Below are 12,969 nucleotides of genomic sequence, written 5' to 3' on the forward strand. Positions count from 1 at the left end.
CCAGGCCGGCCCGTGTCGGCCTGCCTGGACGTCATGGTCGGAGATCAGACGAGGTCGAACCGGTCGAGGTTCATGACCTTGTCCCACGCCGCGACGAATTCGTTCACGAACTTCTCCTTCGCGTCATCGCTCGCGTAGACCTCCGCGAGCGCGCGCAGCTCGGAGTTCGAGCCGAAGACGAGGTCGGCACGGGTGCCGGTCCACTTGACCTCGCCCGTGGCGGCGTCGCGGCCCTCGAAGGTGGTCTGGTCCTCCGACGTCCCCTTCCACGTCGTACCCAGGTCGAGCAGGTTGACGAAGAAGTCGTTGGTCAGAGTGCCGGGGGCCGTGGTGAGGACGCCGACCTGCGACTGCCCCTGGTTCGCGCCCAGGACACGCAGGCCACCGACGAGTACCGTCATCTCGGGGGCGCTCAGGGTCAGCAGGTTCGCCCGGTCGAGCAGCAGGTACTCGGCGGGCAGCCGGTTGCCCTTGCCCTGATAGTTGCGGAAGCCGTCGGCGCCCGGCTCCAGCGCGGCGAAGGACTCCGCGTCGGTGTGCTCCTCGGTCGCGTCGACACGGCCCGGGGTGAAGGGCACCTCGATGTCGTGGCCGGCGTCCTTGGCGGCCTTCTCCACGCCCGCGCAGCCGCCGAGCACGATCAGGTCGGCCAGGGACACCTTCTTGGCGCCGGAGTTGAACTCCTGCTGGATGCCCTCAAGGGTGCGCAGGACCGTCGCGAGCCGGTCGGGGTCGTTGGCCTCCCACCCGCGCTGCGGCTCCAGGCGGATGCGCGCACCGTTGGCGCCGCCGCGCTTGTCGCTGCCGCGGTAGGTCGAGGCCGACGCCCACGCGGTGGACACCAGCTGCGAGACGGACAGGCCCGAGTCGAGGAGCTTGGCCTTCAGGGCCGCGATGTCGGCGGAGTCGATGACCTCGCCCTCGGCCTCCGGCAGCGGGTCCTGCCACAGCAGGGTCTCCTCCGGGACCTCCGGGCCGAGGTGGAGCACCTTCGGGCCCATGTCGCGGTGGGTCAGCTTGTACCAGGCCCGGGCGAAGGCGTCCGCGAACTCGTCGGGGTTCTGCCAGAAGCGGCGGGCGATCGGCTCGTAGATCGGGTCGAAGCGCAGCGCCAGGTCGGTGGTGAGCATGTTCGGCGCGATCTTCTCTGAGGAGTCGTGGGCGTGCGGCACCGTGCCCTCGCCCGCGCCGTCCTTCGGCTTCCACTGCTTGGCGCCGGCCGGGCTCTCGGTCAGCTCCCACTCGTAGCCGAAGAGGTTTTCGAAGAAGCCGTTGCTCCACTGGGTGGGCGTGGTGGTCCAGGTGACCTCCAGGCCGGACGTGATGGCGTCCGCGCCCTTGCCGGTGCCGAAGCTGTTCCTCCAGCCCAGGCCCTGCTCCTCCATGGAGGCGGCCTCGGGGTCGTCGCCGACGTGGTCCGCCGGGCCGGCGCCGTGGGTCTTGCCGAAGGTGTGACCGCCCGCGATCAGGGCGACCGTCTCCTCGTCGTTCATCGCCATCCGGCGGAACGTCTCACGGATGTCGCGGGCCGCGGCGATCGGGTCCGGGTTGCCGTTCGGGCCCTCCGGGTTGACGTAGATCAGGCCCATCTGGACGGCGCCGAGCGGGTTCTCCAGCTCGCGGTCGCCGCTGTAACGCTGGTCGTCGAGCCAGGTGGTCTCGGGACCCCAGTAGACGTCCTCCTCGGGCTCCCAGACGTCCTCACGGCCGCCGGCGAAGCCGAAGGTCTCGAAGCCCATCTGCTCCAGGGCGACATTGCCGGTGAGGATCATGAGGTCGGCCCAGGAGATGTTCTGGCCGTACTTCTTCTTGACCGGCCACAGCAGACGGCGGGCCTTGTCCAGGTTGCCGTTGTCCGGCCAGCTGTTGAGGGGGGCGAAGCGCTGCTGGCCGGCACCGGCGCCACCGCGGCCGTCGCTGATTCGGTAGGTGCCCGCGCTGTGCCACGCCATGCGGATCATGAGCGGGCCGTAGTTGCCGAAGTCGGCGGGCCACCAGTCCTGCGAGGTCGTCAGCACCTCCGCGATGTCCCGCTTCACGGCCGCGAGGTCGAGGCTCTTGAACGCCTCGGCGTAGTCGAACTCCTCGCCGAGCGGGTTGGCCACGGCGGGGTTCTTCGCCAGGATCTTCAGGTTGAGCCGCTCCGGCCACCACTGGCGGTTTCCGCCACCCTGAGTCGGGTGTGCGGCACGCCCGTGCGCGACTGGGCAGCCACCCGTGCCCTCTGTTTTCGCGTCGGTGACGATTGCATCAGGGTTCTCAGCCATGGGAATTCTTCTCCGGATTTTGGTGGATCACGTGCTCGGGCACTGCGTGGATCACAGGCTCAGGCACTGCGGGGGATGGAACAGCCGGGGCACAGGCCCCAGTAGATGACCTCGGCCTCGTCGACCGAGAAGCCACGGTCGTCGGACGCGGCCAGGCAGGGGGCGTGGCCGACCGCGCAGTCGACGTCGGCGACGACGCCGCACGACCGGCACACGAGATGGTGGTGGTTGTCGCCGACGCGCCCCTCGAACCGGGCCGGGCTGCCGGGTGGCTCGATACGGCGTATGAGTCCCGCCGCCGTGAGCGCGTGGAGGGCCTCATACACGGCTTGCAGAGAGATGTGGCCCACTCGATCGCGCACCCCGGAGGCGATCGCCTCGACGCCGAGGTGATCACCGTCCCGGACGGTCTCGAGCAGCGCGACACGGGCGGCCGTCACCCTCAGGCCGGCACCGCGCAGCTCCTCGGCGGTGGTCGGAGTCTGGGCTGCGGTCATGGCGCACAACCTACCCCCATAAACACGAATGGTTCAAGAAAAGAAAGAGTTCAAGTTTGGTGCCGTGCCGGACGACGTCCGAACTCGGCCGGGGCGGGGCCGTTGTCAGTGGCGGGTGGGACGATCGCCTGCATGACGGACACGATCTTCGACTGGCGGTCCTTCCTGCGGCGATGGAGCGAGGAATGTGCGGAGGCGTGCGACGCGGACGGGGTGCCGCGCCCGGCCGACGAGGAGTCCCGGCGCGCTCGCCGGCTCGGCTTCGCCCCGGCGTCCCCCGACCGGATAGCGGCGTTGGAGGAGCGGCTCGGCCGGCGGCTGCCACCGTCGTACCGGACGTTCCTGGAGGTCACCGACGGATGGCGGCACGCGGGAGGCTTCGTCTATCTGCTGGCCGGGACGGAAGGGGCCCGCTGGCACGAGGACGCGGCCGGTATGAGCCAGTGGTACCAGGACGAGCTGGACGAGGACTCCACGGAGGAGGAGATCTCGCTCGCCGGTATGTGGAACCGCGCGCTTCAGCCGGACGTGGAGTCCGACGCCATGTACGTCCTGATGGACCCCGAGGACGTGGACGACGCCGGCGAGTGGGCCGTGCACGTGTACGCGAGCTTGGCCGCCGAGTACATTCCGAAACGTACGCGTCCTTCCGGGAGTTCATGGACGCGATGCATCGCCAGTTCCACAGCCTGCGCGCGGGCCGGGCGGCGGAGTCCGGGCCGGGGTCGGGGTCGGAGACGGAGTTCGTCAACGCCACGACGCGCGAGATGGACGCGCTCGTCGACCAGTCGCGTCGCGACGCGCTGGCCGGGCGGTACGAGCGGGCATCAGTATCGGGCCGTTCCCGGGGGACGGTGACCGCGAGTCGAGGTGACCGCGACTCCAGGTGACCGGGAGTCCGGGTGATCGCGGCGCCGCCCCGCACCGGGACGGGCGTGGCGGCGCCACCGGGGATCTCGCCGCGCCCCGGCTCACGCCCGGCTCACGCCCGGGCCGCGCACGGTTCGCCGCGGGCCGGCTCGCGCCCGGATGCCGTGGACCGTGTTGTTGAGCCGTTGGACGGCCGTCACTCAGGGCAGGCAGCCCACATGGGCCAGAGCCTGCTTGAGGAGGACCCCCTGCCCACCCGGCATCTCGTTCTGGACCAGGGGTGACGCGGCCTCCTGAGGGCTGAACCAGACCAGGTCGAGGGCGTCCTGCCGGGGTCGGCAGTCGCCGGTGACCGGGACGATGTAGGCGAGGGCCACCGCGTGCTGACGGGGGTCGTGGTACGGCGTGATCCCCTGTGTCGGGAAGTACTCCGCGACGGTGAAGGGCTGCAAGGAGGACGGGACCCGGGGCAGTGCCACCGGGCCGAGGTCCTTCTCCAGGTGGCGCAGGAGGGCGTCGCGGACCCGCTCGTGGTGCAGCACCCGGCCGGAGACGAGGGTGCGGCTGACCGTCCCGTCCGGCCCGATGCGCAGCAGCAGTCCGACGCTGGTGACTTCGCCACTGTCGTCGACACGCACCGGCACGGCCTCGACGTACAGGATCGGCATCCGTGCGCGCGCCAGTTCGAGGTCGTCGGGACTCAGCCAGCCGGGCGTGGTATCGGTCATGTCAGACATTGGTTGATCATACTTTCAACGTCGCTGGTTTCGCCTGCGCCACTTCAGGTCGGTCATGTCCCGCCTCGGTGCGGAGCCCGCTCACCATTTGTGGCCGCCGCGCGGGGTGGGCTCGTACTGGTCCTGAGGACGCCGTGCGTGGGCCGGGGGATCGAAGGGGGAGTCGGCGGGTGGGGCGGGGTTCCCGGCGGGGCGGGTGTCGGCGCGTTGGCCCCGGACGGGGCGGGTCCGCTGCACGTCGCCCATGACCAGGAGTGGGTCGAACATCACCACCACTCCGGCCAGCAGCAGGAAGATGGCCGGGCCGATGAGCATGGGGAGCAGCAGCGAGGGAGGCGAGTCCGAGGTCCACGATCCGCGGGTCGCCCCGTGCAGATGCACGCTGACGGCGGCCATGCCCGTGTAGTGCATGCCGCTCACCGCGATGCCCATGACCAGGCTGGCGCCCAGGCTCGTCAGGAAGCCCCGGATCGAGACGACCGCCCACAGCGCGGCGGTGGCGGCGACGATGGCGATCACCACGGACAGGGCGACCGTGACCGCGTTGTACCGGATCTCCCCGTTGAGCTGGATCGCGGCCATGCCGAGGTAGTGCATCGCCGCGACGCCGAGGCCGGTGATGATGCCGGCGGTGGACAGCGCGGCGGTGGTGGCGCCGCGGTACCCCACCGTGAAGACGCCGATGCCGACCACGGCGATCGCCACGGCGAGGCTCAGCACGGTCAGACCCACGTCGTAGTCGAGGACGGCTTCCTCGACCTGGAAGCCGATCATCGCGATGAAGTGCATCGTCCAGATGCCGCAGCCGATCGACGCCGCCCCGAGCGCCAGCCAACCGGGCTTCCAGGACTGCTCGTTGTAGTAGAGGGAGCGCACGATGCAGCGCAGCCCCAGGGCGCTTCCCAGACATGCCATGACGTAGGCGGCGACCGGAGTCACGGCGCCGTATGTAAATCCGTCAACTGTGCCTTGCATATGCCAGATCCCCCCGGATATTTGGCTGATTGTGAACTGTGGGACGTGGGGGGAACGTCTCGCGTAAAGGCTATGCAAAGCAAGCCGGTACCGCTGGTGTTCGGTTAAATTCTTGCGACGGGGGACGGGTTTTGGACAGGGAGGGTCGAAAACAAGGCGGAGTCTTGTATTCCGCTGATGTAAAGACTTGCTGATGATTTGTCACATACGGCTCGACGGTGCGCTGCCTGCGGCACGGGCGGCCTTGCGGGCCCCGTCCTGTTCAACGATGCTGCACACACCGCCCGTTCGAGAGGAGCAGCCGTGTCCCCAGCGGCCGCCGTGCCGCCCGTCGGCGCGCGCATCCGGCAGGCCCGCATGGAGCGTGGCATGAGCCTGCGGGCTCTCGCCCGGGAGATCGGGGTGTCGGCGAGCCTCGTGTCGCAGATCGAGACCGGCAAGAGCCAGCCGTCGGTCAGCACGCTGTACGCGATCACGACGGCGCTCTCGATCTCCGTCGAGGCGCTCTTCGACGCGCAGGGCGCGCCGCAGGACACACAGGGCGCGCAGGAGGCGCAGGACGCCCAGGAGGCCGTCCCCGCGGCTCCCGCAGCGGCGGCCCTCGCCGGGCAGGGAACCGTCCTGCACGCCCTGGCCGCCTTCGCCGCCGACCCCGGCCGCCGGATCGGGCCGCTGGTCGGAGCCGGGGAGCGGGAGCGGCTGGAGCTCGATTCGGGTGTCGTATGGGAGCGTCTCGGCCATGTCCCGGGCACGGACGTGGACTTCCTGCTGGTGACCTACCGGCCCGGCGGCTCCTCCTCCAGCTCCGGCGGCCTGATGCGGCACGCGGGCACCGAGTACGGCTACCTCACCTCCGGCGAGCTCGTTCTCACCCTCGGCTTCGACGAGTTCACGATCCGCCCCGGCGACGCGGTCTGCTTCGAGTCGGCGACCCCGCACCGCTACCGCAACGACGGAGACGAGCCGGCCGTCGGTGTCTGGTTCGTGTTCAGCAGTGTTCAGTAGCTTTCATGTTCAGTAGTACTTGACACATGCGCCGGGCGGTCGTTCACTCCGGATGGATGGGGGTGTTCGCCATGGCGATCCGCACATTCGGACCCAACGCTGTCGACTGGGAAGAGCGCATCGACCTGGACCGGCTGCGCAAGGAACGCCTGACCAGGTTGCGGGCGGCACTCAACAGCTCGGATCTCGGTGCCGTGCTGAGCTTCGACTTCTCCAACATCCGCTATATGTCGTCCACCCATATCGGCACCTGGGCCATGGACAAACTGATCCGTTTCGCGCTCCTGACCCGCGGCGGCGAACCGATCGTCTGGGATTTCGGCTCCGCCGCCCGCCACCACCAGCTCTACAATCCATGGCTCGACTACAGCGACGGCAAGGAAGGCCCGCCCACCGGAGCCCGCGCGGGCATCTCCACGCTCCGGGGCGCCTTCCACCCGGACGCCGGCATCGCCGAGGACGTCGCCGCGAAAATCGCCCGCGAACTGCGTGAACACGGCCTGGCGAACGAGCCGTTGGGCGTCGACCTGATCGAGATGCCGATCCTCGCCGCCCTGCGCGCCGAGGGCCTCGACGTCGTCGACGGACAGCAGGTCTTCCTCCAGGCCCGCCGCACCAAGACCCGCGACGAGATCTCCCTCCTCACCCAGGCGTGCGCCATGGTCGACGCCGCGTACGAGGAGCTGTACGGCTTCCTGCGGCCGGGCGTGCGCGAGAACGAGTGCGTCGGCCTCGTCAGCAAGGTGCTGTACGACCTCGGCAGCGAGTACGTCGAGGGCGTCAACGCCATCTCCGGGGAGCGCTGTTCACCGCACCCGCACGTCTACAGCGACCGGCTGGTCCGCCCCGGCGACCCCGCCTTCTTCGACATCCTGCACAGCCACCTCGGCTACCGCACCTGCTACTACCGCACCTTCGCCGTCGGCAGCGCCTCCCGCGCCCAGCGCGACGCGTACGTCCGCTGCCGCGAGTACATGGACGCGGCCATCGCCCTGGTGCGGCCGGGCGCGACCACCGCCGACATCGTCCGGGTGTGGCCGCGCGCCGAGGAGTTCGGCTTCCCCGACGAGACGGCCGCCTTCGCCCTCCAGTACGGCCACGGGGTGGGCCTGTCGATCTGGGAGAAGCCCATCTTCAGCCGCCTCGTCTCACTCGACCACCCCGAAGTCCTCGAAGAGGGCATGGTGTTCGCCCTGGAGACGTACTGGCCGGCGGCCGACGGCTGGTCCGCCGCGCGCATCGAGGAGGAACTCGTCGTCACCGCCGACGGCTGCGAGGTGATCACCAAATTCCCGGCCGAGGAACTCCTCGTCGCGGGCCGCAAGTACTGGACCGTGGGCGGCGAGCTCAACACCCGCCGCGAGGCACAGTCCCACCTCAACACCGGTGACAACAGGGGTGCGTGATGGTGAGCCCGGACGAACTCCTCGCGCTCTACGAGCAGATGGCGCTCATCCGCCGTACGGAGAAGGCCGCCCACGACCTGTTCCTGTCCGGACTGGTCAAGGGCACCACGCATCTCGCCGCGGGACAGGAGGCGATCGCCGTCGGCGCGAGCGCCGCCCTGCGCCCCGACGACTACGTCTTCGCCACCTACCGTGGCCACCACCACGCCCTCGCCCGCGGCGCGACCCCCGAGGAGTGCCTCGCCGAACTCATGAGCAGAGCAAGCGGGTTGTGCAAGGCCAAGGGCGGCTCCATGCACCTCACCAAGGCCTCGGCCGGCATGCTCGGGTCGTACGCCATCGTCGGCGCCCACCTCCCGATGGCCGTCGGCGCCGCCTGGTCGGCCCGGCTGCGCGGTACCGAGCAGATCGCGGTGGCCTTTTTCGGCGACGGCGCCACCAACATCGGCGCCTTCCACGAGGCGCTCAACCTGGCCGCCGCGTGGAAGCTGCCGGTGCTGTTCGTCTGTGAGAACAACCTCTACATGGAGTACACGCCCATCGCCGACGTCACCGCCGTGCCCCGGCCCGCCGCCGACCGGGCGTCCGCGTACGGCATGACCGGCGAGGTCGTCGACGGCAACGACGTCGTGCTCGTACGCGAAGCCGTGGCGGAACTGGCCGACCGGGCCCGGGCGGGTGACGGGCCCGGTCTGCTGGAGGCGCTGACCTACCGGCACTTCGGACACAGCCGGTCCGATCCGGCGGCGTACCGCCCGGCCGAGGAGGTCGAACGCTGGCTCAAGCAGGACCCCCTGGACATCGCCCGCGGGCGGCTCACCGACCTGGGCGTGTCCCCGGAGACGGTGGCCCGGGCCGACGAGCGCGCGACAGCGGCCGTACAGACGGCTGTTGAGGCCGCGAAGACCGCTCCCGCACCCGATCCGAGCGAGGCGCTGACCGATGTGTGGGCCGACGGAGGTGCCGCATGGCGGACGTGATCACGTACCGCGAAGCGGTCGCCGAGGGCATCGCCCGAGAGATGCGGCGCGACCCGGCGGTCGTGTGTCTCGGCGAGGACATCGGCGAGGCGGGCGGGGTGTTCAAGACGACGGTCGGGCTGCGAGCGGAGTTCGGGCCCGAACGGGTCCGGGACACCCCCATCTCCGAGCAGGCCATCGTGGGAGCCGCCATGGGGGCCGCGATGACCGGGATCAGGCCGGTCGCGGAGATCATGTTCTCGGACTTCCTCGCCTGTTGCTGGGACTATCTCGCCAACGAGATACCGAAGGTGCGGTACATGACGGGCGGTCAGGTCACCGTCCCGCTCGTCGTACGCACCGCCAACGGCGGCGGTCTCGGCTTCGGTGCGCAGCACTCGCAGGCCACGGAGAACTGGGCGCTGACGGTCCCCGGCCTGAAGATCGCGGCCCCGGCCACGCCCGCCGACGTGATCGGCATGATGGCGGCGGCGATCCGCAGCGACGACCCCGTGGTCTTCTTCGAGCACAAGGGCCTGCTCGCGACGAAGGGCCCGCCGCCACCGCCGGACCACGTCGTGGAACTCGGCCGCGCCCACGTCGTCCGCGAGGGCGGGGACGTCACCCTGGTGGCCCTCGCCTCGATGGTGCCCGTCGCCCTCGAAGCCGCGCACAGGCTGGCCCGGGACGAGGACATCGACGCCGAAGTCATCGACCTGCGCTGCCTGGTGCCGCTGGACACCACCACCGTGCTCGCCTCGCTCCGCAGGACCTCGCGGCTCGTGACCGTCGAGGAGAACCCGTACCAGGGCGGATGGGGCGGCACGCTCGTCTCGGTCGTCGCCGATGAGGGATTCGGCCTGCTGGACGCGCCGGTGAAACGAGTGGCGGGGGAGTGCGTCCCGCTGCCCTTCGCCGACGTGCTGGAGGAACGGGTCATCCCCACCGTCGACAAGCTCGTGGCGACGGTCCGCGAACTCGCCGCGTACTGACCCGCACCTGCACTCCCCAACCCGTACCGAACCACCCCTGGGAGGAAGGGCGATGACCAATCGGATGCTCCTGCGCGCGGGCCACGTCGTCTCGATGGACCCCGCCATCGGGGATCTGCCGAAGGGCGACATCCTCGTCGAGGACGGAACGATCACGGCGGTCGAGCGCGAGATCGACGCGGACGTGGACGCCGAAGTCCTCGACATGACGGGCAAGATCATGATCCCCGGCTTCGTCGACACCCACCGCCACACCTGGGAGGCGCCCATCCGCGGCTGCGCGCCCGACGCCACCCTCGACGACTACTTCGTCGACGTCCTCGACACTTTCGCGCCCGCCTACACCCCCGACGACGTCTACGCCGGAAACCTGGCGGGCGCACTGGAGTGCCTCAACGCGGGCATCACCACCCTCGTCGACTGGTCCCACATCAACAACACTCCCGAGCACCCCGACGCCGCACTCCAGGCCCTCGCCGAGACCGGCATCCGCGCCCAGTACGCGTACGGCAGCGCCAACACCTCGCTCGCCGACTACTGGTTCGACAGTAAGATCGCGATACCGGGGGACGACGTACGCCGCGTCCGTGCCAAGTACTTCGCCTCCGACAGCGGCCTGCTGACCATGGCCCTGGCCACCCGCGGCCCCGGCTTCTGCATCAACGATGTCGTCTCCCACGAGTGGGGGCTCGCCCGGGAGTTGGGCATCCCGATCACCGTGCACGTCGGCATGGGGCGCCTGGCCGGACGCTTCGGCATGGTCGGCCGACTCCACGACCTCGGTCTGCTCGGTCCCGACACGACCTACGTCCACTGCTGCTACTTCAGCGAGGAGGAGTGGCGGATGGTCGCCGACAGCGGCGGTACGGTCTCCGTCGCACCCCAGGTGGAGCTGCAGATGGGGCACGGCTGGCCGCCCGTGGCGAAGGCGATCGAGCACGGGCTGCGGCCCAGCCTGAGCGTCGATGTCGTCACCACCGTCCCCGGCGACATGTTCACCCAGATCCGCGCGGCCTTCGGCGCCGAGCGCGCCCGTGTCAACGCCGCGTGCTGGCAGTCCGATGTGCCCGTGCCCGACACGATGTTGACGGCACGTCAGATGCTGGAGATCGCCACGCTCAACGGCGCCCACGTGGCCGGTCTGGAGGACCGTACGGGCTCATTGACCCCCGGCAAACGCGCCGACGTCGTCGCCATCGACGCCACCGCCCTCAACGTCGCGCCGGTGCACGACGCGGTGGCCGCCGTGACCCTGAGCGCGGACGTGTCCAATGTGGACACGGTCATCGTCGACGGCGTGGTCCACAAGCGGGACGGCCGGCTGCTCGCCGACGTGGGCCGGGCCCGCCGCCTGGTCGAGGAGTCGCGCGACCGGCTGGTGGCGGCGGTCGAGGCGAGGAAGCGGCAGCCATGACGAACCACGTGGTCCGGCGGGCCGCCACCGACACGTCCCAACTGTCGTACGACAGCGGGGGTTTCGCGCGGTGGTCCGTCATAGGCGAGAAGGACGGCGCCGTGCACACCGGCTTCGGGATCTGCGAACTGCGGCCGGACGGCGCTGTGGGCGCCCATGTCCACTCGTACGAGGAAAGCTTCCACATGCTGTCCGGGACCGTGATCCTCGACGTGCCGGACGGCTCGTACCTGCTCGAAGAGGGCGACTACGGGCTGCTCCCGACCGGAGTGCCGCACGCCTGGCGGGGCGCCGGGGACACCGTCGCCCGCTGGGCCGACATGCTCGCCCCGGTGCCGCGGGCGCGCTACGGGCACGACACCCAGGCGGTGCCCGCACTGCCCGAGCGGGAGCCGGAACGGATCGACGTACGCGACCCGCGCACCCGTTCGTTCGGGCACTTCGAGCCCGATCAAATGGACTCCGGCAAACAGTCGCAGGAACTCCTCGCCGTGTCGGCGAGCATGCGGACGGCGCTGCTCGTCTACAGCGGGATCACCGTGAAGATGATGGTGGACACCGACCTGGGGGCGGTGGCCTCGACCATGTTCATGGTGCGGTACGCGCCCGACGGGCTCGCGGGCACGCACGACCACCCGTTCGAGGAGACGTATCTGATCCTTGAGGGGGCGGTGAACGCGACCTTCGACGGCCAGAGTTACCGCCTGGAGCCGGGCGACGTCGCCTGGGCGGGCGCCGGTTGCGTGCACGGCTTCGCCAACGCCGGGGACACACCGGTCCGCTGGCTGGAGACACAGGCCCCGCAGCCGCCGTCGCGGCACTCGTACCGCTTCAGCAGGGACTGGGACTACCTGCGCCAGGCCCTGGAGGAGAAGCCATGAGCAGCGTGGCCGTCATCGGCGGTACGGCCGGGATCGGCCGGGAGATCGCCCGGCACCGCGCGCGGCGCGGCGACGAGGTCGTACTCACCGGCCGCGACGCACACCGCGCCGTCACCGTGGCCAAGGAGGTCGGCGCGGCCCGGGGGCTCGCCCTGGACCTGTCCCGGCCGCGCGAGATCGCCGGCGCGCTCGCGGACGTCGGCCGGGTCGACCACCTGGTCCTCGTCGGGATCTCCCGCGACAACAACCGGGTCACCGCGTACGACATCGACGCGGCCCTCCACCTCGTCACACTCAAACTCGTCGGCTACACGGAGGTCGTGCACACACTCCGGGACCGGCTGCACGACGACAGCGCCATCGTCCTCTTCGGCGGCCAGGCCAAGGAGCGGCCGTACCCGGGCGCGACCACTGTGGCCACGGTCAACGCCGGTGTGACGGGCCTGGTGCACACCCTCGCCACCGAGCTCGCCCCGATTCGCGTCAACGCCGTCCACCCGGGTGTCGTGGGCGACAGCCCCTACTGGTCGGGCAAGCCCCTCGACGCCCTGGTCGCGAAGACACCGACGGGGCGACTGGCCACCATGGCGGACGTGGTGGACGCCGTGGACTTCCTCCTCCGCAACCGTTCGGTCAACGCGGTCCACCTCAATGTCGACGGCGGCTGGCTGCTGCGCTGACGCGACGCCGTTCCGGGGGTCCACCAGGCCAAGTCCAGTTCTTTGAAGAACCGGCTCACTTCGGCGCGCGAGCGGGCCACGAGGGGCACGCCTCCCGCGCGGTAGGCCGCCGCGAGCCGCGCAGCACGGGCTCGGGGTTTACGACCTGGGGTGCAATAGGGAGCGGGCTCCCTATTGCACCCCAGGTCGTTAGGGCTCGCAGAGAATCAACATGCGGGTTTGGTCTTCATCGGGGGCTGGCTGCCGTACTTGTCGAGGTGGGCGGCCACGTCCGTCGGGGTGCGGA

At 70.1% G+C, this 12,969-nt stretch carries 12 protein-coding genes; 8 read left to right on the forward strand and 4 right to left on the reverse strand.

All coding sequences use genetic code 11. From position 1 onward, the window contains the following. Positions 1-44: 44 nt before the first annotated feature. Together katG and ACWD3C_RS05625 are read right to left on the reverse strand one after the other, a co-directional pair. Positions 45-2,267 (reverse strand): catalase/peroxidase HPI, encoded by a 2,223-nt coding sequence (gene katG / locus ACWD3C_RS05620; protein ID WP_451140375.1) that lies wholly within the window; start codon positions 2,265-2,267, stop codon positions 45-47. A 59-nt stretch (positions 2,268-2,326) separates the two neighbouring features. Next, positions 2,327-2,764 (reverse strand): Fur family transcriptional regulator, encoded by a 438-nt coding sequence (locus ACWD3C_RS05625; RefSeq protein WP_451140377.1) that lies wholly within the window; start codon positions 2,762-2,764, stop codon positions 2,327-2,329. 132 nt (positions 2,765-2,896) lie between these two features. On the opposite strand from ACWD3C_RS05625, the gene ACWD3C_RS05630 reads away from it, so the two are divergent. Further along, entirely contained in the window at positions 2,897-3,622 is a 726-nt protein-coding gene (locus ACWD3C_RS05630) for an SMI1/KNR4 family protein (RefSeq protein ID WP_451140379.1), read from the forward strand. Between the two features lie 212 nt (positions 3,623-3,834). Here ACWD3C_RS05630 and ACWD3C_RS05635 read toward each other — a convergent pair whose 3' ends face one another. Continuing rightward, positions 3,835-4,371, reverse strand: coding sequence for an NUDIX hydrolase family protein (locus ACWD3C_RS05635; RefSeq protein ID WP_451140381.1), 537 nt, complete (start codon positions 4,369-4,371; stop codon positions 3,835-3,837). A gap of 81 nt (positions 4,372-4,452) precedes the next feature. After that, the gene (locus tag ACWD3C_RS05640; RefSeq protein ID WP_451140383.1) at positions 4,453-5,346 is read right to left on the reverse strand and encodes an MHYT domain-containing protein; all 894 of its coding nucleotides are present in this window, start codon (positions 5,344-5,346) and stop codon (positions 4,453-4,455) included. A 303-nt stretch (positions 5,347-5,649) separates the two neighbouring features. Between ACWD3C_RS05640 and ACWD3C_RS05645 the strand changes: the two genes are divergently transcribed. The 7 genes from ACWD3C_RS05645 (at position 5,650) to ACWD3C_RS05675 (ending at position 12,683) form a co-directional block, all read left to right on the forward strand. Beyond that, the gene (locus tag ACWD3C_RS05645) at positions 5,650-6,351 is read left to right on the forward strand and encodes a helix-turn-helix domain-containing protein (protein ID WP_451140385.1); all 702 of its coding nucleotides are present in this window, start codon (positions 5,650-5,652) and stop codon (positions 6,349-6,351) included. 71 nt (positions 6,352-6,422) lie between these two features. After that, positions 6,423-7,757: a M24 family metallopeptidase gene (locus ACWD3C_RS05650; protein WP_451140387.1), complete on the forward strand. Its 1,335-nt coding sequence runs from the start codon at positions 6,423-6,425 to the stop codon at positions 7,755-7,757. Further along, positions 7,757-8,737 (forward strand): thiamine pyrophosphate-dependent dehydrogenase E1 component subunit alpha, encoded by a 981-nt coding sequence (locus ACWD3C_RS05655; protein WP_451140389.1) that lies wholly within the window; start codon positions 7,757-7,759, stop codon positions 8,735-8,737. Before ACWD3C_RS05650 ends, ACWD3C_RS05655 begins: the two co-directional genes overlap by 1 nt. Beyond that, the gene (locus tag ACWD3C_RS05660; RefSeq protein ID WP_451140391.1) at positions 8,725-9,708 is read left to right on the forward strand and encodes an alpha-ketoacid dehydrogenase subunit beta; all 984 of its coding nucleotides are present in this window, start codon (positions 8,725-8,727) and stop codon (positions 9,706-9,708) included. The genes ACWD3C_RS05655 and ACWD3C_RS05660 overlap by 13 nt, the downstream gene beginning before the upstream one ends. A gap of 52 nt (positions 9,709-9,760) precedes the next feature. Beyond that, positions 9,761-11,122 (forward strand): amidohydrolase family protein, encoded by a 1,362-nt coding sequence (locus ACWD3C_RS05665; protein WP_451140393.1) that lies wholly within the window; start codon positions 9,761-9,763, stop codon positions 11,120-11,122. Further along, positions 11,119-12,003: a cupin domain-containing protein gene (locus ACWD3C_RS05670; protein ID WP_451140395.1), complete on the forward strand. Its 885-nt coding sequence runs from the start codon at positions 11,119-11,121 to the stop codon at positions 12,001-12,003. The genes ACWD3C_RS05665 and ACWD3C_RS05670 overlap by 4 nt, the downstream gene beginning before the upstream one ends. After that, the gene (locus ACWD3C_RS05675) at positions 12,000-12,683 is read left to right on the forward strand and encodes an SDR family NAD(P)-dependent oxidoreductase (protein WP_451140397.1); all 684 of its coding nucleotides are present in this window, start codon (positions 12,000-12,002) and stop codon (positions 12,681-12,683) included. The genes ACWD3C_RS05670 and ACWD3C_RS05675 overlap by 4 nt, the downstream gene beginning before the upstream one ends. Positions 12,684-12,969 lie beyond the last annotated feature (286 nt).

Source organism: Streptomyces sp. NPDC002845 (assembly GCF_053591955.1).